The following is a 22,365-nucleotide window of genomic DNA, read 5'->3' on the forward strand; positions in this document are numbered from 1 at the left end:
TGCCACCTATTGAATACCGTTCATTTTGCGTGTGCGGAGGTACCGGGGAGGTACTGGCTGAGCGCAGTTTGGGCCGGGCACGTGAGGTAGCCTTGGTGTTAGTTGTACGGCGTAGATGTTGGCAGTTGTCAGCGGACGCTACCGATTCGGCCCGAGGCCACCCCATTCGCGCAGAGCGTGGGTGTTTCCCATATCCGCCTCATATCGCTATCGGAGAATCCAAATGACTACTCACCTACCCCTCACCACTCTCGATCCCTTTCTTGCCCCAATTTTTGGTGGCGACCGTGGTTACGCCACGGAAGGCGACGTGCTTGTCAACCAAACGGCTGACGGCATAGATCTAAATGTCATCTACAGCGAGATCAGCCAAGTTCTGGGCCTCTACAACAGTGAGCGTTCCCGTCTGGCATCCCTCCTGTCGTACGGCACCACAGCGATCGCGGATGCAGTGCCGCAGTCCATCGGATCCGAATCCTTCGAGGAAGCATCGGAATTTGGTGTGCCGCAAGGAGTCCGCGAGGGAGCCGAGGCTTTGCTGCTTGGATACACACTTTCCGACTGGGACCTAGCTTCGCGGTGGACCTGGCAATTCCTACGTGACGCCCGCGAAGAGCAAGTGCGTTCCGTAGCCACGCGGATCATCGAAGCCGACAACAAGCTGGTCAACACCACCATCCTCGAGCGGCTCTTCAATCCGACCGAGTTGCTCAGCCCTGAAAAGCATCGGGTGTTCGGACTGTGGAACGGCACCGATGGCATGACGCCACCACCGCATGCAGGGATCACCTTCCCCTCTGCAGACAGCCACTATTTGGCGTCTGGCTCAGCGCTAGTCGACTCCGCGGACGTTGAGGATTTGATTGCGAAGGTCAAGTCCAAAGGCTATGGCCTACAGGCGGGCACGCAGCTCTTGATCCTTGCCAACCCTGTTGAGGGCGAGCTGATTCAGGCGTTCAAGAAGGGCCTCGAATCCCGTCCTCGCATCGGCGCTGAAACGACGGCTCCCGTTGCGAAGTACGACTTCATCCCGAGTGCCTCTGCCCCCGCCTACCTGACCGAAGAGAACATCGTCGGTCAAATTGCCCCGGCCGAGTACGGGTCGTTGCCGGTCGCGGGATCGTATGGGCCCTCGTGGCTGATCGAGAGCGCCTTCGTTCCAGCTGGATACATCGCCGTGGTTGCGTCTGGCGGACCGAACTCCGAACGAAATCCGGTTGCGTTCCGTCAGCATGTCAACCCCGCGTACCAGGGGTTACGAATGATCTCGGGCTCTGTCCCGGCCTTTCCCCTGCAGGATTCGTTCTTCCAGCGCTCGTTCGGCACCGGCGTGCGACATCGTGGAGCGGCTGCCGTCATGCAGATCACTCCGGGATTCTCGTACACCGCACCGACATTCAACCGGTGATCGCAATGGTTTACACAGGCAAGTTTCACGGCGACAATCCCGATGCGAGTGAGTTCTCTTGGGGTACGGGTATGACCCCGAAAGGGCTTGAAGAGGCACCGCCGAGCCAAGGTGGGCGCTATCGCGGAACCACGCCACTCTCACCAGCTGCCGCTGCACTGGATAAAGCCGAGCGTGACCGACTTGCCCGCGAGGCTGGATTGGCGAAGCTTCAGCGCGCCACCGAGCGGATCAACTCGCGTCCGCGAGGTCTCTGATGGCCCGTCGGTCATTCAAACGCGACAGCAAAGGACGCTTCTCACGTGTAGCTGGAGCAAAAGGCGCGGCAAAGGTTGCGACTCGCGCAGTTGGTCGCAGCGTCACGAGGAAAGTCCGCCGGTCCTACGTCAAGGGCAGCTTCGAGAAACACCTCGTTGTAGGCAAGGGCGGTGACTACAAAGGCGCGAAGGTCGGCGTCGAGTTCCGTACGCCCGCAGGACGTGGACTATTAGGAAAGGCTATCCTCGGATACCATGGACGGCCGGATCGCAAGCTTGATGTCACCCCCACGCTGGACAAGCCCAACCGCGAGCTGACCGTGACCGTTCGGAAGAACCCCGCCGGAAGCAAGGTAGGCAGCAAGCCGAAAACGCCGCCTCGCTCGGCAAGTTCGGGCACCAAAATGCGCCGTTGATGCCTTGAGTATTGCCAGTGGTAGCCACTGGCACCGACCCACCCAGCAAGTGCCTGCGTGTTGCTGCCACCCGGCAACGCCACCCACCACCGCTGCGCACCAGCGGCCACAAAACCCCAGCGGGCCGGAAGTCCTTTCCTCCGGCAGAAGCTCATCGGACGTGAACTTGTTCTGGCGATGAGCAGACCACGACACCAACGATTGACTTGTCTCGCGGTGGATGTGGGAGCGGTCCTGGGACCGCGCAGAATGCCTCGGCTCCCAATTGCGGAGCCGGGGCATTTTTGGGTCGGCGTTTCTAACATTTGCGAATGCTTGACTTCTTTTTACCCTTCGGTTGATAGGGGAATGACGAGAAACGCTCTTAGATTCGCTCTCGCGTCCAGTTTGAACCAAAAGGTTTGCGGCAGAACAATACTCGATTTGCGTGCTATTGCTGACCTGGGGTGGGTTGTGTATGGTTGCTTACGCAGCATCAAAGCGGTTTGCGCACGTGAATGTGGTGTGCACGCGCCCGATGCGGCCGAGAGTGCTAGCGAAAGTGTGTACTGCCGAACAGCCCACGGAACTTGATTCCGGCTTAACAGATTGAAGCTCGTATTTTATCTTGGATCCAGTCCAGGTGTGATGCGCGCTTTGGCTCTGCGGGTGCGCGCTTCTCGGTCGAGAGACTTCCTGCAGCTCTCAGGCCCAATCAGCAAACCAATGATGGTTTCTCTGGTGGGTAACGCCCCGGAGCTGAGTATGTGGAGGGTATTCATGGGACGTGTGCAGATGGATCGACCAGCTTCAAGTATCGAGATTGATTCGGGACGATTGCCGACAATAAAGGGCCTCAACGGAGCCCATCACTTCATCACTGAGGTGCTTGGTGTTCCGGTCACCAGAAATCTGATCCGAACAGCCACCGAAAGTAAGCGGCTGAGGCGATTTAAGATCAGCGCGCACAACTGGTATAGCGAAGCCGATCTATACGAATGGGTGCTGTCACTCCGCAACAGCGGTGGTGACGCCGCATGAACGAGCGTGAGATCGACGAAATTCGTGAGAATGGTTGGAGGGATATCACTCCTGCGGGAGATCAGATTGATGCAGCTTTGGTGGCTGGCGAGAATTTCAGCCCTGCGAGGTCTTTTCATCCCGATATCCGTGCCGAGCTCGACCTTGCGCGTTCGGCCGCGCAGGCGATTCCCGATGCCCGCTGGCTTGAAGAGCGCGGGTTTACGTATCAGCACTCGAATCTTCCTGGTAGAAAGCCGCTCCCGCCCAATTACGGGAACGAGTGTGAATGCTGCCCCAGTGATATCGGTCATGAACTGAAGGTCGTCGAAATGGACCATGCTGAACGCGTGACCGAATTCAGGCTCGGTCTCGATGCATCATTGAGCGGGCCATATGGAATTCGTGTGGTGGTGTTGGTGGACCCAGCTACGCCGACCTATGTTCCGCCCTTGCCTTGGAAGTGGCGAGACGGCAGTGGCAACATTCAAGGTGCTCGTGTCGCGTTCCCTGTCATGTACGGATACAGCGCAACACGCGTCGCTCGGCAGTTGATGGATCAGTATTCCAGTGTCTGTCACTGGGCGGGGAAGCGCACGAAGGTCGAACACCCGGGATTGTCCTGTGGCGGACCCGATTGGGGCGTCCTAGTGTCGGCAGGGAGTACCACCTACGTGTTTCCAACATGTGACCGGTGCCTGTGGGAACTCGGTAAAGATGTGACCCCGCGAGGTTGGGAGATTCGGGCGAGCGAACCAGACGGTCCGCTCAGCTTCATTCCGAATGACGGCTGGCATGTGGCGGCAGGCTATCCAGCGGATGGCATGTGAAAGTGCGACCTTCCCGTCAGCTGTCCGACGGGACGAACGCGAAGACCGCCGGCTCAAAGTTCTAACCGGCGGTCTCGTCTCGCAACAGGGAGCGGAGCTTCCCAGTGACCGCAACTTGCGGTCTGAATTCAGTATAAGCGGTGCGGTAGCACGGCGTGGTGCGCCAAATCCATTGTAAGAGTGTGCAGTCGGCCCATCTTTCCATCCACGGTGGTGGGCCGACCACATCCGAAGTAACGCCACGGAAGAAGGAACGCAAAGTGAATAATAGCCGCACCGGAAGGCGGAGCGCAACTAGTGGGCGAGTGGAAGTTGTTCGACCACAGCAAGATCCGTCGCTGTACATAGTGCTCAAAGCAATCGGTCATCGTGACGACTATGTCGTCAGCGTCAATACTCGTCCGCGAGAGGGTCGGCTTGCGGGTAGATGGTTGCCCGAAACGCGTACCGTCAAGAGCCTTCGAGAGTGGTCGGCTCCGCAGGACCGCGATGTGTGGTTCTCTCCAAATCCGTTGAGGGCTAGGCTTCGTCCGGGCAGGCGAGGTGGAATCGCCGATGTTGCTCGCGGACAGACGCTCTTCGCCGATCTCGATGTGAAGTCGGGTTCGCTGGCCTCGCTGGACGAATGCAGGGCAGTTATTGACCTGCTCACCGTTTGGCTGGAGGGTGTCCCTCCAGCAGTCGCAGTCGAATCCGGGCATGGCCTGCAACCGATCTGGCGCGTGTCCAACACGAAGAGTGTGCCGAATCTGGTCACAGATGACGGGTCCCGTTGGTCCGAGACGAGTGCCCGCTGGTCGGCGTTGGTGAATCTTGCAGTCAAGCGTGTGAATCCGAACGCGCGACCTGATTCGGTGTTCAATCCGGATCGTGTGTTGCGTTGCCCCGGAAGCGTGAACTGGAAGCGGGCCGACGAACCGGTGGCCGTGGTCACGCACCTGCACCCGCATTTTGCCGGTGGTAGCGGGCCGCACAATGGCCGTTCCCTGGTGCCTATGCTTCGCCCCACGCGGCTTGACGCAGTGTTGCCACCGCCTGCACTGGGCGGGGTTGCTCAACGGCATTTGACGCGCGTTCCCACAACGTTCCGGGAGGCTCAGCAATGGTTGGCCAACCAGCCGGGAGCAACCGTGACGTGGAAGAACATGGATACGGCGATGCAGCGGCTCTGCGACTATCGCGCGCTGGTGCAGATGTTCGCACATGGTTTGGATGACGACGTCAGTGCGCATTCGCTTATGGTCCGCCGTGTGCTGGCGGTGATTCTGACGAGCACCGATGGGAGCGCCGGGGTTGTGCGTGCCCTCGAATTGGTGCGGACCGCGTATCTGGAGGTGATGGGTCGGCGGCGGCTTGGTGAACTTCCCGGCGAGGGTAGGGGAGAGGGCGCGGCAGAATCCGATTTCTATCGTGCTGTGGTCGGTGCGGTTTCCAAGGCACGCGGACGAATTCAAAGTCCAACGCCTCGGGTCGGTCCCGACGGCCGAGTTGTTCTGTTCTCGGAGAAGGGCCGAAACTGATGAAATCTGCAGTCGGTTCGGGTGCCTTCGGAGTCGAGCGAACGAAGGTCGACGAAGGTTGGGAAATTCAGTTTGTGGCTCCAGATACTGTCGAGGGCGGTTCGGTCACGGAGTTCTCGTCCCTGACGGCTTCTCTGCTCGAGGACGCACGTGCCAGTTCGGGAACCTCGGACAGTGACCGGTTTATCCCTGTGGGTGCGGGCGAACTTGCCGAGCCGGTGCCGCCGATGCGGTGGCTGATCCGCGACGTGTGGCCAGAGCACTCGTTCGGCCCGATGGGCGGGGAGAAGAAGACCCTCAAGTCGTACAACCTTATGGCGATGGCTGTTGCTGTGGCTAGCGGTGAGCCGCTGTTCGGAAAGTTCGAGGTCGTCTCTCCGGGGCCAGTGCTGTATTACGTGGGCGAGGGCGGGCAGCGTCCGTTTCAGCGTCGTCTGCAGGCTGTGTGCGCCGCGTACAAGGTGAATCTTGCCGACCTGCCCATTCATGCCGTGTTCGAGGTCGGCTCGTTGGCGGAGTCGGACTTCACCGCTGCTTTGGCTCGGAACCTCGATGCGATCGAGCCTGCGTTGGTGATTATTGACCCGCTGTATGCGTTCCACCCGCCGGGGGTCGAAGCGCAGAACCTGTATGACCGCGGGCGGATGTTGGCCGAGGTGTCTGGTGCAGTGGCAGGAAAGGCAGCGTTGATCATTGCGGATCACTTCAAGAAGTCGGGCGGCTCGGACCTCGATTTGGACTCCATTTCGCAAGCGGGAATGGCGCAGTGGGCTGACAGTTGGATTCTGCAAAGGCATCGTGTAAGAGCCGATTTGGAGAACGGGCTGTATCAGCTTGGGGTGGAATTCGGTTCCCGGCAGTGGGGCGGTGGGCGTTGGGATGTCGACTGGAACCTGCCCACGCGCGGCGGTCCTGAAGACGAAGATGAGTCGTCCACCGATGACTTGATTACCTGGGCCGTCGTCCGGTCTGACGGCAGCGCCGATCCATCCGCGAAGAAGCAGGGGTCGCGCCGAGCCTTGCATGACCGCATTGAGAAGATTCTCGCGGAGCGACCCTTGATGTTGACGGCCAGCGCGCTAGCGAAGGCGGTCGGTGGAAACCGCGATGGCGCGCGGCAGGCCATTCAAGACCTGAAAGACGAGTTCAGAATTGAAGAACGGTCAATCGCCCGCGACGAGGGCGGGCGCTCTGTGAAGCGCAGGGTCCTCGGGATGTGCGAGGCACCGGGCAAGTTTCAGTTCACCGTCGATACGTGAAAGCTCCCGGGATGGATTGGTTTTCGGGCCAAATGACGGCCGAGCAGCCAGGTTGGCCCGGTACATGTTGCCAGCGGCATGGCCAACCTGGCCCGGTGCATTTGGTACATGTTGGTACGTGTTGGTCAATGGCGGGCTATAAGTGCAGGTAGCAATATGTTTTGAACCTGTACCGGCAATTGGTACAGGTTGCTGGGCGCAGGGTGGGCAGGGGTGTGGATACCGGGTTACGGGTGGCAACCCGTACCGGTACCACTTCCCTTTAGGTACGAGTTGGTTTGGTACACGTTCAAACTGTCGCGCTTTGGGGCGTAGTTTCTTTCGATTCCTATAAGCCACTTCTTTTGATTCGGGGACAGATCTATCGACCCGAAACCGTTAGTAGTGTTGCGATAGGAGTTTGGACGGTGTGATGTATTCCGTTGGGCTGGTTGGTTATTGAGCACTGACCAAATGGCCATTTGACTGCCCATCCCGTCCGGTGCTCGCCTCGCGTGCGCGGAACGCATAACCCCCCCTTTTTGTAGTTGAGGAGAATTCGAATGACTGGCGAAACTGCTGCCAAATGGATCAAGGACGAGATCGTTGCGATTGAACGCAGCGACGCCGCACGGTTGGCAGAGGACCTCCGGCCGGGGCCACCCCTCGCGGACCAGGTGCCGCCACCGCCTCGGCGTCAGGTTCAGGGCGAGGGGTTGGTCCCGTTCAGTGAAGCGGTATCCAGGCTCGCGGAAATGGCGGGGAGACAAGGGCGTACGCACCGCTAGGTGCATTGCGTGCACGCCCGTAGCGCAGGGTGCGCATCAGACATGCCTGAGCGTCGGCACGGCTGGCGTGTATGCCTGCCGTGGGTGCTTGTTGGGGTGCCCACTTCAACGCGCTTACAACGATGGCGACGCCCCAGTGAGTGAGTCAATATTCAAGTGAAGCAACGCATTTCGAAAGTGTGTTGCTGTTCAAGCTGCCGCTACACCTGTAGGTTTGGCGGCACCCCAGGTAGGCGCATTTCTTTGCGTCGTCGTCAATAGCTAAGGGAGGCAGGGGAAATGAGTGTGAAACGGTTGCGATTGGTGGCGTACCTGCGAGTGAGCACGATCGAGCAGGCGAAGCATGGCTACGGTCTTGACTCGCAACGAGCTGCGATCAAGGCAGCGGCGAAGGCGATAAATGCTCGTATCGTTTTGTGGACAGTGGACGAGGGCCTCAGTGGTGCATTGCCCGCCGTGGAACGTCCTGGCCTCACGCAGGCGTTGACCACGATGCGTCTGGGCGAAGCTGATGGACTGATCGTGCGTGACCTGGACAGGCTGGCTCGTGCGGTCACTGTGCAAGAGGCCGTGCTCGCGGAAGTGTGGAGCAAGAACACAGCAAGCGTGTTCACGTCTGTCCCGGCTCAGGAAGTGCGGCGCGACGACCCAGACGACCCCATGCGTACAGCGATGCGAGAGATGGCAGCGGTGTTCGCTGGTCTTGAGCGCCGCATGACAGCGAAGCGTCTCAAGGACGGGCGCAAGGCGAAAGCTGAACAGGGCGGTCATGCGACCGGTAGCGCGCCATACGGCTGGGCACCCGCTCCGCGGACTGCCTCCAACCCGCATGGCGCACTGGTCGAGGTCCCGGCCGAGCAAGAAGCGCTCAGGCGGATGCGTGAACTCGCGGCGCAGGGCGTGAGCACACGCGAAATTGCACGAACGCTGACCGAGGAACGGCACCGGACAAAACGCGGAGGCCAATGGTCCAGTCCCACGGTTGCGCGAATCCTCAGCCGTGCAATCACTTCCATTGACAAGGTGGCGGTCTGATGGCTCACGTACAAAAGCGCACGACAGGCAGCGGTGAGACGCGGTATGTGGTCAAGTACCGCACGCCCGACGGGAAAGGTCGCAGTAAGGGCGGCTTCACCACGAAGAAGGCAGCCGAGGACTACGCCACCGAAGTGGACTTCAACCAGAACCGGGGCACCACGTTCGACGCGAAAGCTGGCGGGGTTACGTTTCGGTCGGTGGCGGGGGACTGGTTGGCCTCGCGGATGGACCTGAAGCCACGAACCCGTCAGGGTTACGCCTACATTCTCAATACAGGTGCGGACCTGGACGCGACATTCGGTGGCTACCCGTTGAAGAAGATCACCCGCCCGCTGATTGTCAGTTGGATTGCGCGCCGTGTGAGCGAGGGCAAACGCCCAAGCACCATCAAGCATCAGTACTTCATTCTCAAACAGGTGCTGGACCAGGCCGTCGCGGATGGACGGCTCAGCGCCAACCCGTGCGACCACGTCACCCTGCCCACTGACCGGACCGCCGTCGTTGCAGTGGTGGATGCTGCGAAGTCCGGCAACAAGGTGACAGATGGCGTGGTGGACCCGGAACAGTTTCTCACGGCAGACCAGGCCGCTGCACTGGCGGCAGCAACGCCCTGGCCGTACAACGTGATGGTGCATGTTGCCGCCTGGACTGGCCTACGTGCCGCTGAACTGGCTGGTTTGCAGGTGGGTGACGTCAAGCTGCCTCAACCGCACAATCACACGGCTCCCGGCGCGGTTCATGTGGCGCGGACGGTGTTGGTGAAGTACGGACCGCTCGGAAATCCGGAATCCAAGGCGACGCCCGGCAAGCCCGAGATTGTTTACGACACCCCCAAGACGCGGGGGAGCCGGCGGAAGGTGCCACTGACCCCGGCTACGGTCGCGGTATTGCGTGACTATCTGCTGATGCACCCGCGAGCAGACGAGCCGTTTGCTCCGTTGTTCCCTGCGTCCGCGCTGAAGTTGCAGAAGCCGAGCGGCAAGCGAGCGCCTACACACGAGAGCGGACCGCGTAAGGGTAACCGGATGACCCCAGCCGAGCAGTCCGCCCGCCAACCGCTCGCGGATGCTGAGGCGCGTTTGCTGCTGGATTGGGAGTCGCCGGTAGTCCACCGGAATTTCTATGGGCAGGTGTACCGGCCCGCCGTCCATCGGGCGAATCTGGCAGGCGCGGGACTGCCCGACGACTTTCGTTTTCACAGCTTGCGGCACACGTACGCCAGTCTGTGTATTGCGGCTGGGATTCAGCCGTTCGTGTTGTCCAAGTTCATGGGTCATGCCAATACCAATGTCACATTGGGCGTTTACGCGCACCTGTTCCAGGACGACCACGCGGACGCGATGACAGCACTGGGTGCGCTCGGACAGCCACCGCAGACCGACAATGTGGTGCCAATCCGTGCGGTCTAGACGGCAACGGCAGGGCTGACCAGCTTGCACTGCCAGCACTCGTATTGAAACTGGCTTGTCGGCACGTTCTGCTGTGCGTTGCAGCGCGGGCACACCACGGCGCGGGTTCCCTTGGGGGCGGGTGGTGTGCCCGACGCTGCGAGTACCGCAACAAGGATGCCGATAGGTCCGAACAAAAAGCCCAACACGAAGAACCCGCCTTGGCTGCGGTCTTTCCAGCTTGCGATCACCGCAGCGATCACGCCGCACAGGAACCAAATGGCCCCACCGATGAAGAGGGCTCCGGAAAATTCAGTGCTCACGTGTTGCTCCTTGGTGTCGCCGTTCGGGTCAATGCATAGTAAGGCGTTTCTGCTCTAGACGTTTACACATGGGACGTTTCTGCTCTGGACCATTGCAGTTGGGACATATGGGGTAGGTAGTCGTGTCCGACGTTCCAAAGCAGCCCCTCAGTCCCACCTTGCGAGAACTGGGCGAGCGCATCCGTGCGCGCCGCACCGAACTGGGCTGGAGCCAAGAACACGCCGCACAACAGTGCGGCGTGCATTGGACCTATATGGGGCAAGTTGAGCGCGGGCAACGCAGTGCTCGCGTGGAGAACCTGCTTAAGCTCTCGACAGGCTTGCAGACCACGCCGGGGAAACTTCTCGACGGACTGCCTCGACCAGAGTGATCGGCCCGAAGGGCGGGCATCTTGCGGCGTCTTCCGCCGGTAGGTGCCCGGGCACGGCAATCAGGATGGTGGCAATTCCCGTTCATCGTTCCCAGAAATATCTATCTTCAAGTTCTCTCCCGCTGATGATATTAACTGAAAACTGGTGATATCGGTCAGCTCCCATTTTCGTCTCACGCGATTAAGTTCACCTGAAACGTGGACGAGTTGCCCGCCCTTATGGAAATCGATCGCCTGGTTATAATCGTTCCCCAGTGTGACACTTACATAGTCGACATTCTCGTCGGCGCCGTCTAACACGTGGAGGACAACTTTCCCTTGCTCTCCTGGTACGTCACGGTCGAGACCGGTGACTCTGCCGATAATCATCACTCGTTTACTTTTTATGACATCAGTCAGGCGCGTTGATGCGGCTTGTAGAGCGTTTGTAAATTTTTTATCGAAAGAGACTTCTGAAGTCTTTGCGGTCGTCTCGATTTGAGAGCTCCACTTTATCGTGGTAAAAACTCCATCGGCTTCGCCAAGGTTGGTCTGGACTGCCTTCACGAGGTCTAGGGATACTCCGGACTGGACTGCTTCTTCGAAGACCCCATCGTTCTGATTTCGCAGATACTCTTCGGAAGACGTGCGTAGCGACTCTAATCCAGAAACTAGACCCTCCACCACATTGCGGCCGGTGATTCCAAGATTGGCATCGTACTGCTGAGTCTGATCGGTCAATGGAAGTGGACCCACAGGCGAAAGAGCTGTAACCACGTAGCTGCCCACCCGAGTTTGACCCATTCTAAGCTGGGACAGGTATCGATTTCCCGTCTTCCATCGGCGGTTGCCAAAATGGCGTTCTTTTTGCTCCGCTGACTTTGCTGCAGCGACAAGGACGCCACGGAAGCCTACGATCTGCTTTTCTCCAGCGACCCACGGAATTGACCCGCCAATGGTTGATTCTTCCTTGTGGTTGCTGATTTCATCTACTCCGGGTATTAACAGCCGGAGTACAAGGTTATCGACTTGGTTCGAATGGTATCGATACAGGCTTCTGACGACCTCAGTCATTCTCTGTCGATAGTCGGCCAGTTCGTGATTTAGTGGGACGAGCACACTGGGTTCGTCGGGCTCGTCCACTTTGAACCATTGGCTGGCCAAATTCGGAACACCGCCACCTAGTTGCCACCCCAAAGAGCGCAAGACTGCTTCAACATCTGTTGGTTGAATTCGATCTAGGTCTTTAGTGTCAAGTATGTACCCGCTCATGGTTGACCACCTGAACCAACCGAGTAGAGAATTCGGCAAAGCTCCATCGCGTCAAACCTTTGACTGTAGGGAACTCGTACGTTCGTCTTGTGTCTCCCGCTGACGCTCCTCCCCTTAAGATTGACCCAATACATAGAGTGGCGCATGACCATCCAGTTGGTGCGCGACCAAACCCATGAGTCCACCTCGCGGGGAAGTAGCATTACGATGAGGAGTCGTGGGGCTAGAAGGAGCGGCTCGGCAAGAATTTCGAAGTGCGGATTTTCGAGTGTGAACGAAAATTCTCCGCTGTCGTTCGGCCCAGTCTGGTAGGTGCTCTTCAGCGCCACGTCAATTTTTGGCGTCCGGATCTTGGTATGTGCCTTCGACTTGAGTCCGATTGTCCAATCTAGACCGGGATCAGGATCCGGCTTGGCCATTTCGCACCCCGCTGCAGCGGCGATTGCTCCAAGGTATGCGTCTTGAAGCTTCTCCATCGACGCTGTGACCGCGATGTCACCCCGCAGTTTCTCGAGGCCAACTGATTTGGTCACTTATTGCTCCGATCTCGGCGGGGTAGTCGTCCGAGATTAGCGTGTGTGGCTGACTTGTCTTACCCAGACTCAGCAATTAGGAGGTACGGGGGAGGTACGGAAGATGCGAATGCGGTTTGTATACGGGTCAGGAAGCGCTTTGCCCTGCATTGTTACTCACTGACGCGGGTGTGGCTGATTGGCTAGGCACCGGCCTGCAAAGCCGTTCACACGGGTTCGAATCCCGTCATCCGCTCGGGTCGGAGACCGGCAGGCATACCGCCTGCCGGTCTCTTTTGCGTGGTCCTGGTCTACCGGTTCGGCTGCGATAGTCTGGGATGCCGGGGCGAGCGGACCACATGAGTGAGGCACTGAATTGATTTCGGGACAGGACCTGCGATCGCGGCGCATGGACGTGGGGATCAGTCAGATCCAGTTCGCCCGCCTCGCGGGAGTCTCGTCAGCCGTCGTATCGGCGTGGGAACTCGACAAGGCATATCCCAAATCATCGGCGGAGCGAGCAGTTCTCGCTACCCTGACCGCATTGGAATTTGCGAAGCGCGAGGGCACGTACGCGGCCCCGCGGAAGCGATCGAGCGGTAGTACCCGTGCGCGTCGAGCGACACCGGTCAACGACCCCGCCTCGGTGGCCAGGCGTGCCGTCGCGGGGGCGGGAACCGGCGGCCCCACCGTATTGACAGCGTTCTCGGGTTGTGGCGGTATGGCCGAAGGCTTTCGGATGGCGGGGTTTTCGGTGGAGGGATACATCGAAGTCGTTCCTGAGGCGCGCGCGACCTTCGATCGGAACTTCCCCGGCGCGAGGTGCCTCGGCGACGACATTCGGGCGATCGACGAAACCCGGGTGAAAGATCTTCTGGCACAAGTGGACATCGATGTGTTGGCCGGGGGACCGCCGTGTCAGGGGTTCAGCCTCGCCGGCCGGCGAGACCGCGACGATCCGCGCAACCATCTCTTCCGGAACCTGCTACAGCTCGCCGAACTGGTGAAGCCGAAGGTCTTGGTGATGGAAAACGTGCGACTGCTGCTCAGCATGAAGGACCCGGACGGTGGGATGGTCGTCGACCGGATTCTCGGTGAGATGGCTGCACGCGGTTACGACGCGTCGGTCAACACGGTCAATGCACAGGATTACGGCGTCCCGCAGTTCCGGGAACGAGTGTTCATCGTAGCGACCCGCCGCGACAGTGGTATCGGGCCACTGCGTTTTCCGCCGAAGACTCACGGCGTGAATGGTGTTGCGCCGCTGCGAACTTTTCGTGACGCCACCGTCGACCTGGCTCCGCTGGAATCGGGACAGGCCTGCGAAACAGATCCGTTGCACTGGGCCGTCGAGCATCCCGAGCACGTCCTGCGGTGGCTGCGCGACGTGCCGGAAGGAATGTCGGCTCACGACAACGAAGATCCGGCCATGCGACCGTCGTCCGGATACAACACGACGTACAAGCGATTGCGTTGGGACGAGCCGGCGTCGACGGTCGGAACCACCTTCGGGATGATCTCGGCTTCACGCAACGTGCACCCGAAACACACGCGATCCTTGACCGTTCGAGAAGCTGCTCGCCTCCAGACCTTCCCCGACGACTACGTCTTCGAAGGCAAGTGGGGAGCGGTGCGCACGATGATCGGCAATGCCGTGCCGCCGCAACTGGCTTCGGCGCTGGCAGGAGAGATCAAGAAGGCGCTCGGCTGAAGTAAAGCACCGACGGAAAATGGGGCCGACAATGTCGGCCCCATTTCGAGTTACGCCCTGGCAGGGGTGTGGTGCAAGCGAATCAGCTGAGGCCCAGCTTGGCGATCAACGGCTGGACGACCTTAATGATGTCGATGACGGCGCTGAGGGTGTTGATGGAACCCATGTTTCGGTCCTCCGTGTCGTATGTACAGGTTTGTATGTACAAGGTTTGTGTCTGCGTGGTGTTTCTGTACGACCTTGTGTCGCAGACACAAATTAGCAAACTGGACGCTTGTTTGGGTTGAAATGACCACTTTGCGCTGAAGTTGCCGAAGAGTTCACGGTTTGTTCAGGAACGGAAACAAAAAACAGGCCGGACTCCCCGAAGTCCGGCCTGTCGATGACGCTTTGCGATCAGCTGAATGCCGAAAGTGCGCTGATGAGGCCGATGCCCGCAACTGCGACCTTGAGGACACTCAAGACGTCTTCGAGCTTGACACCCTCGGGCAATACGTTTTCGACAGACTCCATGTTGGATCCTTCATGTGTTGGGGTCGTGGTCCAGTGCCACTGCAAGCAAGATACCCAATCGTGACCACCTGTGAAACCCCGGCGCGAAGATCACAGTTGTGTTGCGCCGGACTCACTGGCCGTCGCGACCACGGTGGCTGCCACTATTTGCTCCACGCTGATGCCCGCTGCCGGTAGGCAGTGGTAGAAAATTCGTTCGCAGAGGTCGACCATCTCGCCTCGCTCGAGCGTCGGCTCGTCGATCCAGTTGACGACGATTTCCTCCATGAATGCCTGCCACCCGGCGATTGTCGCCTCTACGGTCGCGTTCGATTCGATGCCTAGATTCGTCAGCGCAGCGACGATCCACGTGGTGAAAGTGCGGCGCATACCGCGGTAGATCGTGCGCATCCGGACGTCGCCACTGCCGGCCATCCGCATCACGGCGAGGTAAATGGTGGGATGCTCGATAACGGCGTCGACGAAAGTTTCGATACCTGAACGCAGCTGGGACGTGATGGGTAGCTCGGGATCCGGTCGCATTCGATCCTCGAGATCGGACGAGGCAGCCTCGAGGATGGCGTTCTGGAAGCCCTTCTTGTTCTTGAAGTAGTGGAACAGCAATGGCGGTGAGACGCCGGCCTCGGCGGCAACTCGGTCCATCGACAATTGGTCGAAAGGCTCGGTCCTCAACATGTGTACTGCCACCTCGAGGATTTGCCTCTGACGGTCTTCGGGGGAGCGGGGGACTGCAGCCATTCCGACATTCTATGTATTGGCTCGAAACGTTCATTGACTTTTACTCAACGCTGTCTATAACGTGAGGTAACACATACGTGAGGCGAGGAGTCCGACAGTGTCTGCTTTCGACATCGTGGTCAACGACGGGTTGTGGTTCGACGGGACGGGGGCTCCAGGTCTGCGTCGTAATCTCGGAATTCGAAATGGCGTGGTCGCGGAGGTGTCCACGACGCGCCTGGAGATCGGGCCGGACACCGAGGTGATCGATGCGGCCGGCAAATGGGTTCTCCCGGGCTTTGTCGACGTCCACACGCACTACGACGCCGAAGCCTTGGTCAGTCCAGGGCTTCCGGAATCGGTTCGCCACGGCGTCACGACGGTCGTGCTCGGCAATTGCTCGCTGTCGACGGTGTATTCGACTCCGCGCGAGATCGCTGACCTGTTCAGCCGAGTCGAAGCAGTTCCCCACGATGCGGTGCTGAGCATCCTCGAAGCGAACAAGACTTGGAGCGGCCCCGCCGCTTACACCGCCGCACTCGACGCGCTCCCGCTCGGACCCAACGTCGCGGCATTCATCGGTCACTCCGACATTCGCACGCACGTACTCGGATTGGGGCGAGGCACAGACAAGAAGATCAAGCCGAGCCGCTCGGAACTCGGCCGAATGGGCTCGATGCTCGAGGACGCCATCGATGCGGGGATGCTGGGTCTGTCGTCGATGACCAATGCCCTCGACAAGATCGACGGCGACGAATACCGCTCTCGCTCTTTGCCGTCGACGTACGCGCGGTGGAAAGAGTTCCGATTTCTCAACCGTATCCTTCGTGATCGCGGAAAGATCTTGCAGAGCGCTCCGACCATCAACCTGCATCCGAACGTCGCGGCGTTCTTCGCCGAGAGTTCTGCGATCGGCCGCAAGAAGCCGCTCAAGACGTCGCTGCTCTCCGGTGCGGATTCGAAGGCCTACCCGGTGATCGTGTACTTCATGCTCGCTGCGGCCCCACTGCTGAACCGTTTCGCCAAGACCGATTTCAAGTGGCAGCACCTTCCGGTTCCCTTCACCGTCTACGCGGATGGAATCGACCTCGTCGTGTTCGAGGAGTTCGGTGCCGGCGCCGCCGCTTTGCATCTCAAGGACCAGGTGGAGCGCAACAAGCTGCTCCAGGACGAGTCGTACCGCCGCGCATTCCGCAAGGACTACGACAACAAGTTCTCACCCCGCATCTGGCACCGCAATTTCTACGACGCCGTCATCGTCGGTTGCCCGGACGAGACGTTGATCGGCAAGAACTTCGGTCAGGTCGGAGACATCCGGGGAGTACACCCGGTGGACGCGTACCTCGACTTGGTGGTCAAGTACGGGCGAGATCTTCGTTGGCGCACCACCATTGCCAATCATCGTCCCAAGTTCGCCAAGAAGCTGGCGGCGAGTTCCGGCGTACAGATGGGCTTCGGCGATGCCGGTGCGCATCTGCGCAACATGGCGTTCTACAACTACCCTGTGCGGCTCCTCAAGCGCGTCAAGGACGCCCAGAGTGATCGCAAGCCGTTCCTGACCATCGAGCGCGCAATCCACCGCCTGACCGGTGAGTTGGCGGACTGGTACGGAATCGATGCCGGGCATCTACGCCAGGGTGACCGCGCGGACTTCGTTGTCATCGACCCGGCCGGGCTCGACGAGTCGGTCGACGGGTTGTTCGAGGCAACCGTCCCCGAGTACGGCGGAATCAGCCGGATGGTCAACCTCAGCGACGGTGCAGCCGTCGCGACCGTGATCAACGGCCGACTCGTCTACAGCGACGGCCAATTCGCCCCGGGATTCGGAACCGAAAAGACAGGTCAATTCCTGCGCGCCGGTGAAAAGGCTCCGGTTACTGGTGTCGCGAAGACTAGCGTGGCGCTATGACTTCACCGGCGGATCGCCTCACCTCGTATTCCCGGTCCGGACTGACCTTCGACGTACGCGACGAAGGACCCGCAGACGGTCCGGTGGTGGTTCTCCTGCACGGTTTTCCGCAGGATTCGAGCTCATGGGATCAGCTCGCACCGCTACTGCACGCCCGCGGCTTCCGCACCGTGGCGCCGGACCAGCGAGGGTACTCACCCGGTGCCCGGCCGAAAGCGCGCTGGGCCTACCGCGGGTCCGAACTCGCCGCTGACACTGTCGCGCTGATCGACGCGCTCGGAGTGGGGAAGGTGCACCTGGTCGGCCACGACTGGGGTGCCGCAGTCGCATGGCAGGTGGCTGCCGAACGGCCGGACTTGCTCGATACCGTTACCGCGGTGTCGGTTCCGCACCCACTGGCGTTCATCAAGGCGATGGTGACCAGCACACAGGGACTCAAGTCGTGGTACATGGGGGCGTTCCAATTGCCCTTCGTCCCCGAGAAGATTCTGTCCTCCACGTCGGCAGGTGAAAAGTTCCTGATCTCGAGCGGACAGACGCCGGAGAACGCACGGCGCGATCTGAACGCCATGCTGGCTCCCGGTCGCCTGCGCGGTGGTCTGAACTGGTATCGCGCGATGTGGATGACCAAGCCGAACCCCGCAACTGCCCGGGTCACTGTGCCGACCCTGCACGTCTGGAGCGATGGCGATGCTGCCATCGGGCCCAAGGGTTCTGCGCTCACCCCCGCGTTTGTCGACGGCCCGTACCGGTTCGAGGTTCTCAGCGGCGTGAGCCACTGGATTCCGGACGAGGCGCCGGACGAGTTGGACCGACTGCTGGGTGAGCATCTCAGCAGCTGAACGCGTTTCGATCACTGAAGCCCCGCCGATCGGCGGGGCTTCAGTTGTCAGCAAGGTCGTCGGCCAGCGGTTGTCAGCGAGTTCCGAATCGCTCTTCCACCTGCTCCTTCGTCAGACCGAACTCCTCGAGCGTGTACTTGTGCGAAGGTCGGCGAGCACCCGAGCGGCTCTCCTCGTGCATGGCCTCCATCGACTGCTGCGCAGTAGATGTCAACGGGATGTCGAAGTGCGTGTAGATATTCTCGACGGTGCCCAGCGGATCGGTGACGAAGTCTTGGTAGTCGACGTCGATGAACTGTGCCGGATTGTGGTGTGCGCGTGCTCGGTCGAACTGCTCGAGACCCCTGGCCCACAATTCGAGCTGACTTTCGCCGATCACCTTGTCGGTGAATGTGTTCGACCAACCCTCTGTCGCCTGGGCGGCCAGGCTGCACACCGACGGGATTATCGTCGTAGGGGAGCGGTGAGTCTGAATGACCAGCGCGTCAGGGTACGCCTGCATCAATTCGTCGAGCGCAAACAGGTGGCTGGGGTTCTTGAGGACCCACCGTCGATCCTGATCGGGCAGACCGATCAGCTGCAGGTTCTTCTTGTGTCGTGCATAGGCGTTCGACCACTCCTGGTCCTTCAGCCACGCGGAGTACGTGGGCAGATTCGCCAGGCACTCGTACGACACGGATTTGAATGTCTGACGTAGGAGTTGCCAACATTCTTCGACTTCACTGGCCGACATGTAGTGCACGCCCATGAATTCGGGATGCTCGACGTGGTGCTGGCCGAACGTCTCCTCGATTTTGGCGAAGACCGGGTTCGATTCCCACGTATCGCGAGGCGGGCGAGGCTGGGGGAACTCGGTCAGCCACATCTCGAGACCCTGGTGGGCCGGGTCGACCGTGAGGAGGCGGTGCAAGGCAGTGGTGCCGGTGCGTGGCAATCCGGTAACGAAGATCGGCCGCTCGATCTTGACGTCGGCGTGCTCCGGATGCTCCTTCCATGCAGATTCACTGAGCAGACGTGCCACCAGGGCGCCGCGAAGGAATACCCGAGAGATCTTGCTGCCGAACGGTGTCAGATCCTCGTCACGGTCGTAGGACTCGAGCAGGACCGACAGAGCTTCGGTGTAATCGTCGACGCCGAAGTCCGTCAGGCCGGTCATCCGCGTCGCCGAGGCATGGAGATCCTCGACGGTGCCGACGTGAGTGCGTTCAGTCATGGTGCTCCTAGTGATGGAATTCGCCGCAGTTGACGTCGATGCATTGGCCGGTGATCGCGCTGGCCATCGGAGACGCCAGGAAGATCGCCGCATCGGATACTTCATCCGTCGTCGGCAGACGCTTGAGGTCGGTGTTCGACGCGGTGTGCTCGTAGATCTGCTCGACGGTCATGCCGAACTTCTCCGCCTGGTGCGCGAAGTAGCCCTTGAGGGTGTCGCCCCAGATATAGCCGGGGGCAATCGAATTGACACGAATTCCCTGCGGGCCGAGTTCGGTGGCCAGGGACTGCGACATGGCGAGCAGGGCGGACTTCGCCATCTTGTAGCTGCCGTAACGCTCTTGCGAATGCCGCAACACCATCGAATTGATGTTCACCACGGAGCCGTCCGACTCGGCAAGTGCCGGCGTGAACAGCTGAGTCAGACGCAACGCGCCCAGTACGGTCAGTTCGATGCTGTCGCGGATGTGCTGGTAATCGGTGCGAGCCAACGGTTTCATCGACGGAATCGAGAATGCATTGTTGATCAGAGTGTCGACTTTGCCGTAGGCAGCAATGGACTCGGCCACCAGATTCTCGGCGGAAGCCTGGTCGGTGATGTCCGTGGCTACGGTGACGGCGCGCCCACCGGCATCGACTATTTCCTTCGCGACGTCGTCGAGCCGCGATTGCGTGCGCGCTGCGAGAACAAGACTCGCGCCGGCTGACGCACAGCGAAGCGCCAGAGCGCGGCCGAGAGCGGGGCCGACCCCGGAGATGACTACTACACGGTCTTCGAGCAAGGCGGTCATGTTTACCCCAGCATTCGGTTGTCGATGGCGGCCTGGCGCTGGGCAATTCGCGCTGCCCAGTCCTCGGCGCTGATGGCGTTGGTGTCGAAATGCGGCAGGTGCTTCGCAATGTCTTGCACTGGAACGATCTCGACGGTGGGGCCGTCCTCGGGCGTCAGCTCGCGCGAGACCCGCTGCCACCGGAACTGAAGAATGCCGCGCGGGTGCCCGACGGTTTCGATCCAGTTGGTGACACCGGGGTTCTTCTCGCTGACCACCATTCGGACCATCCCGTCCGGATCCACCTGTGCCTGGCCATTGTTGAGGGAGGTCTGATGATTGACGTAGTCGAGTGAGATGTACCAGAGGCTCCCGAGTTGGAAGCCGAGATACGGTGCGTCCGACGCTGGAACTGTGATGATCATCGCCTGGTCGTCGGTCAGTTCGTAATGTCCCACCGACGAGTACTGCGTCGCCAGTCCGCCCGGCGTCAGACGTGGTTCGGTCATGGTGTTGACCGTGAGCTTGAGGTAGAACCACTCCGGAAACTGCAGCCACGTCTTGACCCGCGTGACCAGTGCCTTTCCAGCCCGTGCATACCGCTTCTCGGTCTCTTCGGCGGTTAGCGGTGGCGGTGCGATCCCGATTGAATCGGTGCGCTCGATGCGAATCATGCCGCGCTGCTGACTCCAGTCGCTGTAGACCTCGCGAACGACCAACTGCGAGGAACCGGGCGCCAGGGTGTAGTAGTTGGCTCGGCCGTCGGCAGGGCCGGGGCCGAACCAAGCGACGAAGTTGCCGTCGTCGTCTATCTCCAGTTCGCGGTCGTCGAAGGCGATCTCGCTTCCGGGGACATTCGAGTTGGTGTAGTTCCCACTCAACACCTGGAAGCTGAGATCGGCTGTGGTGCCGCGCTTTCCGGTGACCTTGTATTCCTTGTCGTCGTTGATGCGAGCGCCGAAGTACAGGGTGTCCGGGTTGTCGAGACCCATCTTGGTGAACGGCCCGGTGCCCTGGATGAAACTCGGATGGGTCTTTTCGCTGGCCCAGGCGGCATGCGTCGTCGCGATGATTCCGCCGGCCAGATATTGGTATCCCTCCAGTAGATCCTGTTCGGATCTGATGTGCGGCGCAGTCTCGATCAATTTCTCGGCTTCGGCGATCGCCTCGGCAAACGGGTCCGTCAGCACGCTGGCTCCTCACAGTTCCGACTATGTCGCCGGTCCAGAGCGTCGTGGTACAAATATGTACCTATGGGGTAGATGTTTGGTATTCCGACAATAGAACGCGTTCTAGGGAGTGGTCAATGGGTGGACCGGAGAAGGTGCCTGAAGATGGTCGCCCGAGGGGGAGGCAATCGCCTCCCACCGAGCGGGTGGTTCAGGTACTCGATTACCTCGTCGGCCGTCCTGATCAGCGGTTCGGGCTGTCGGAACTGGCCCGCGCGCTCGAGATCAGCAAGCCCACCTGCCTGGGAATCCTCACGGCACTGGCTGATCGTGGATACCTGACTCGGGACGAGGTGTCGAAGACCTACGGGCTCGGTCCGGCCTTGATTGCCGCCGGACGTGCAGCTCAGCGAGGATTCGCCGTCGGCCCAATCGCCCGCACTCATCTGGAGAAGGTGAGCGCGGAGTTCGGGACGACATGCACGGCATCCGGTGTCATCGGTGATCAGATCAGCGTTCTCGAAGTGACCGGACCGGTCGGAGTGCGTCGCGCTGCCAAGGTCGGTCAGGTGTACCCGTTCGCTCCGCCGGTCGGACTGATGTACGTCCTCTGGGGTTCGGATCACGACATGGACAGTTGGCTGAGCAAGGAACCGAGCCTGCCGGTGCGCTTGGATCGCGAGCGTCTGTGGAATGTGGTCCGCGAGTGCCGCGCCGCGGGGTATCTGGTCGAGAGTCTGGACCCTGTCGGGCAGCGACTTCACACGCTGATGGCGGGTGTTGCGACGCACGATCTTCCGCCGGAGGTGCGTGAACTGCTCGGTGAAATGGTGTCGAGCCTCGGCGAGAGGGTGTATCTCGGGCGCGACATCAGTTCCGACGACGAGCATCCCGTCAGTCTTATCGCCGCCCCGACCTACGACGCCGAAGGGCATCAGGCGCTCGTGCTCACGCTGTATGTCGGCGGCGCAATTTCGGGTGCCGAGATCGAGCGACGCGCCGCGGCGCTGGTCTCGGCGGCCGATGCGGTGACGGCGGAAGTTGGTGGCCTGAGTCCGGTTCGCGGTCTGTGACGTCTGGCTGCCGGTCATTGACCTTTTGGTAGAACGAGTTCTATTCTGTGATTGCGTTCAATTTAGAACCAGTCCGGTACATAAATGTACCGATGCGGTGACGAAGTTCC

At 60.3% G+C, this 22,365-nt stretch carries 22 protein-coding genes and 1 tRNA gene; 16 read left to right on the top strand and 7 right to left on the bottom strand.

Annotation, left to right across the window (positions count from 1 at the left end; translation table 11 throughout):
* Positions 1 to 223 precede the first annotated feature (223 nt).
* The 10 genes from R4P65_RS27545 to R4P65_RS27590 all read left to right on the top strand — a co-directional run bounded on the left by R4P65_RS27545 (position 224) and on the right by R4P65_RS27590 (position 9,903).
* Positions 224 to 1,408, top strand: coding sequence for a hypothetical protein (locus R4P65_RS27545; RefSeq protein ID WP_317828871.1), 1,185 nt, complete (start codon positions 224 to 226; stop codon positions 1,406 to 1,408).
* A gap of 5 nt (positions 1,409 to 1,413) precedes the next feature.
* The gene (locus R4P65_RS27550) at positions 1,414 to 1,665 is read left to right on the top strand and encodes a hypothetical protein (RefSeq protein WP_317828872.1); all 252 of its coding nucleotides are present in this window, start codon (positions 1,414 to 1,416) and stop codon (positions 1,663 to 1,665) included.
* Complete coding sequence (locus R4P65_RS27555; RefSeq protein ID WP_317828873.1) at positions 1,665 to 2,081, top strand: hypothetical protein; 417 nt, start codon at positions 1,665 to 1,667, stop codon at positions 2,079 to 2,081. Before R4P65_RS27550 ends, R4P65_RS27555 begins: the two co-directional genes overlap by 1 nt.
* 759 nt (positions 2,082 to 2,840) lie before the next feature.
* Positions 2,841 to 3,101, top strand: a complete 261-nt coding sequence (locus R4P65_RS27560) for a hypothetical protein (protein ID WP_317828874.1) — start codon at positions 2,841 to 2,843, stop codon at positions 3,099 to 3,101.
* Positions 3,098 to 3,910 carry a hypothetical protein gene (locus R4P65_RS27565; RefSeq protein ID WP_317828875.1) on the top strand — a complete coding sequence of 271 codons (813 nt, stop codon included), beginning with the start codon at positions 3,098 to 3,100 and terminating at the stop codon, positions 3,908 to 3,910. Before R4P65_RS27560 ends, R4P65_RS27565 begins: the two co-directional genes overlap by 4 nt.
* A gap of 260 nt (positions 3,911 to 4,170) precedes the next feature.
* Complete coding sequence (locus R4P65_RS27570; protein WP_317828876.1) at positions 4,171 to 5,430, top strand: hypothetical protein; 1,260 nt, start codon at positions 4,171 to 4,173, stop codon at positions 5,428 to 5,430.
* A 191-nt stretch (positions 5,431 to 5,621) separates the two neighbouring features.
* A complete protein-coding gene (locus tag R4P65_RS27575; RefSeq protein ID WP_317828877.1) occupies positions 5,622 to 6,689 on the top strand; it encodes an AAA family ATPase in 1,068 nt (355 codons plus the stop codon).
* Positions 6,690 to 7,231: 542 nt separating this feature from the next.
* Entirely contained in the window at positions 7,232 to 7,456 is a 225-nt protein-coding gene (locus R4P65_RS27580) for a hypothetical protein (protein WP_317828878.1), read from the top strand.
* A 279-nt stretch (positions 7,457 to 7,735) separates the two neighbouring features.
* Entirely contained in the window at positions 7,736 to 8,491 is a 756-nt protein-coding gene (locus tag R4P65_RS27585) for a recombinase family protein (RefSeq protein ID WP_317828879.1), read from the top strand.
* A complete protein-coding gene (locus R4P65_RS27590; protein WP_317828880.1) occupies positions 8,491 to 9,903 on the top strand; it encodes a tyrosine-type recombinase/integrase in 1,413 nt (470 codons plus the stop codon). The genes R4P65_RS27585 and R4P65_RS27590 overlap by 1 nt, the downstream gene beginning before the upstream one ends.
* Here the strand turns inward: R4P65_RS27590 and R4P65_RS27595 are convergent.
* A complete protein-coding gene (locus R4P65_RS27595) occupies positions 9,900 to 10,205 on the bottom strand; it encodes a hypothetical protein (protein WP_317828881.1) in 306 nt (101 codons plus the stop codon). The genes R4P65_RS27590 and R4P65_RS27595 overlap by 4 nt on opposite strands.
* 122 nt (positions 10,206 to 10,327) lie before the next feature.
* On the opposite strand from R4P65_RS27595, the gene R4P65_RS27600 reads away from it, so the two are divergent.
* On the top strand, positions 10,328 to 10,576 hold the full coding sequence (locus R4P65_RS27600) for a helix-turn-helix transcriptional regulator (protein ID WP_317828882.1): 249 nt from the start codon (positions 10,328 to 10,330) through the stop codon (positions 10,574 to 10,576).
* 60 nt (positions 10,577 to 10,636) lie between these two features.
* Here R4P65_RS27600 and R4P65_RS27605 read toward each other — a convergent pair whose 3' ends face one another.
* Together R4P65_RS27605 and R4P65_RS27610 are read right to left on the bottom strand one after the other, a co-directional pair.
* Complete coding sequence (locus tag R4P65_RS27605) at positions 10,637 to 11,827, bottom strand: hypothetical protein (protein ID WP_317828883.1); 1,191 nt, start codon at positions 11,825 to 11,827, stop codon at positions 10,637 to 10,639.
* Positions 11,824 to 12,360 (bottom strand): DUF4365 domain-containing protein, encoded by a 537-nt coding sequence (locus R4P65_RS27610; protein WP_317828884.1) that lies wholly within the window; start codon positions 12,358 to 12,360, stop codon positions 11,824 to 11,826. Before R4P65_RS27610 ends, R4P65_RS27605 begins: the two co-directional genes overlap by 4 nt.
* Positions 12,361 to 12,524: 164 nt before the next feature.
* Here R4P65_RS27610 and R4P65_RS27615 point away from each other — a divergent pair.
* Positions 12,525 to 12,595: transfer RNA gene (locus R4P65_RS27615), tRNA-Cys, on the top strand.
* A 120-nt stretch (positions 12,596 to 12,715) separates the two neighbouring features.
* Complete coding sequence (dcm, locus tag R4P65_RS27620) at positions 12,716 to 14,050, top strand: DNA (cytosine-5-)-methyltransferase (RefSeq protein ID WP_317828885.1); 1,335 nt, start codon at positions 12,716 to 12,718, stop codon at positions 14,048 to 14,050.
* A gap of 603 nt (positions 14,051 to 14,653) precedes the next feature.
* Here the strand turns inward: dcm and R4P65_RS27625 are convergent.
* Positions 14,654 to 15,301, bottom strand: a complete 648-nt coding sequence (locus tag R4P65_RS27625) for a TetR/AcrR family transcriptional regulator (RefSeq protein ID WP_230817035.1) — start codon at positions 15,299 to 15,301, stop codon at positions 14,654 to 14,656.
* 97 nt (positions 15,302 to 15,398) lie between these two features.
* On the opposite strand from R4P65_RS27625, the gene R4P65_RS27630 reads away from it, so the two are divergent.
* Positions 15,399 to 17,189 carry an N-acyl-D-amino-acid deacylase family protein gene (locus tag R4P65_RS27630; protein WP_317828886.1) on the top strand — a complete coding sequence of 597 codons (1,791 nt, stop codon included), beginning with the start codon at positions 15,399 to 15,401 and terminating at the stop codon, positions 17,187 to 17,189.
* Entirely contained in the window at positions 17,186 to 18,031 is an 846-nt protein-coding gene (locus R4P65_RS27635; protein WP_317828887.1) for an alpha/beta fold hydrolase, read from the top strand. Before R4P65_RS27630 ends, R4P65_RS27635 begins: the two co-directional genes overlap by 4 nt.
* A gap of 73 nt (positions 18,032 to 18,104) precedes the next feature.
* Here the strand turns inward: R4P65_RS27635 and R4P65_RS27640 are convergent, their stop codons facing one another.
* Genes R4P65_RS27640 through R4P65_RS27650 form a run of 3 tightly spaced genes read right to left on the bottom strand, consistent with a single transcriptional unit; the run spans position 18,105 to position 21,203 of the window.
* On the bottom strand, positions 18,105 to 19,244 hold the full coding sequence (locus tag R4P65_RS27640; protein WP_317828888.1) for a sulfotransferase: 1,140 nt from the start codon (positions 19,242 to 19,244) through the stop codon (positions 18,105 to 18,107).
* Positions 19,245 to 19,251: 7 nt separating this feature from the next.
* The gene (locus R4P65_RS27645) at positions 19,252 to 20,034 is read right to left on the bottom strand and encodes an SDR family oxidoreductase (RefSeq protein ID WP_007726165.1); all 783 of its coding nucleotides are present in this window, start codon (positions 20,032 to 20,034) and stop codon (positions 19,252 to 19,254) included.
* Positions 20,035 to 20,036: 2 nt separating this feature from the next.
* Positions 20,037 to 21,203, bottom strand: coding sequence for a hypothetical protein (locus tag R4P65_RS27650; RefSeq protein WP_317828889.1), 1,167 nt, complete (start codon positions 21,201 to 21,203; stop codon positions 20,037 to 20,039).
* A gap of 116 nt (positions 21,204 to 21,319) precedes the next feature.
* Between R4P65_RS27650 and R4P65_RS27655 the strand changes: the two genes are divergently transcribed.
* Positions 21,320 to 22,255, top strand: a complete 936-nt coding sequence (locus R4P65_RS27655) for a helix-turn-helix domain-containing protein (protein WP_317828890.1) — start codon at positions 21,320 to 21,322, stop codon at positions 22,253 to 22,255.
* Positions 22,256 to 22,365 lie beyond the last annotated feature (110 nt).

It is taken from the genome of Rhodococcus sp. IEGM 1318 (assembly GCF_033142465.1).
Taxonomy (GTDB): domain Bacteria; phylum Actinomycetota; class Actinomycetes; order Mycobacteriales; family Mycobacteriaceae; genus Rhodococcus_F; species Rhodococcus_F qingshengii_B.

Excerpts from the sequence above, each read along its gene's own strand:
- R4P65_RS27635 (WP_317828887.1), top strand. The coding sequence starts at position 17,186 with ATGACTTCACCGGCGGATCGCCTCACCTCGTATTCCCGGTCCGGACTG.
- R4P65_RS27625 (WP_230817035.1), bottom strand. The coding sequence starts at position 15,301 with ATGGCTGCAGTCCCCCGCTCCCCCGAAGACCGTCAGAGGCAAATCCTC.
- R4P65_RS27605 (WP_317828883.1), bottom strand. The coding sequence starts at position 11,827 with ATGAGCGGGTACATACTTGACACTAAAGACCTAGATCGAATTCAACCA.
- R4P65_RS27545 (WP_317828871.1), top strand. The coding sequence starts at position 224 with ATGACTACTCACCTACCCCTCACCACTCTCGATCCCTTTCTTGCCCCA.
- R4P65_RS27580 (WP_317828878.1), top strand. The coding sequence starts at position 7,232 with ATGACTGGCGAAACTGCTGCCAAATGGATCAAGGACGAGATCGTTGCG.
- R4P65_RS27590 (WP_317828880.1), top strand. The coding sequence starts at position 8,491 with ATGGCTCACGTACAAAAGCGCACGACAGGCAGCGGTGAGACGCGGTAT.
- R4P65_RS27640 (WP_317828888.1), bottom strand. The coding sequence starts at position 19,244 with ATGACTGAACGCACTCACGTCGGCACCGTCGAGGATCTCCATGCCTCG.
- R4P65_RS27655 (WP_317828890.1), top strand. The coding sequence starts at position 21,320 with ATGGGTGGACCGGAGAAGGTGCCTGAAGATGGTCGCCCGAGGGGGAGG.
- R4P65_RS27555 (WP_317828873.1), top strand. The coding sequence starts at position 1,665 with ATGGCCCGTCGGTCATTCAAACGCGACAGCAAAGGACGCTTCTCACGT.
- R4P65_RS27565 (WP_317828875.1), top strand. The coding sequence starts at position 3,098 with ATGAACGAGCGTGAGATCGACGAAATTCGTGAGAATGGTTGGAGGGAT.
- R4P65_RS27645 (WP_007726165.1), bottom strand. The coding sequence starts at position 20,034 with ATGACCGCCTTGCTCGAAGACCGTGTAGTAGTCATCTCCGGGGTCGGC.
- R4P65_RS27585 (WP_317828879.1), top strand. The coding sequence starts at position 7,736 with ATGAGTGTGAAACGGTTGCGATTGGTGGCGTACCTGCGAGTGAGCACG.
- R4P65_RS27560 (WP_317828874.1), top strand. The coding sequence starts at position 2,841 with ATGGGACGTGTGCAGATGGATCGACCAGCTTCAAGTATCGAGATTGAT.
- R4P65_RS27550 (WP_317828872.1), top strand. The coding sequence starts at position 1,414 with ATGGTTTACACAGGCAAGTTTCACGGCGACAATCCCGATGCGAGTGAG.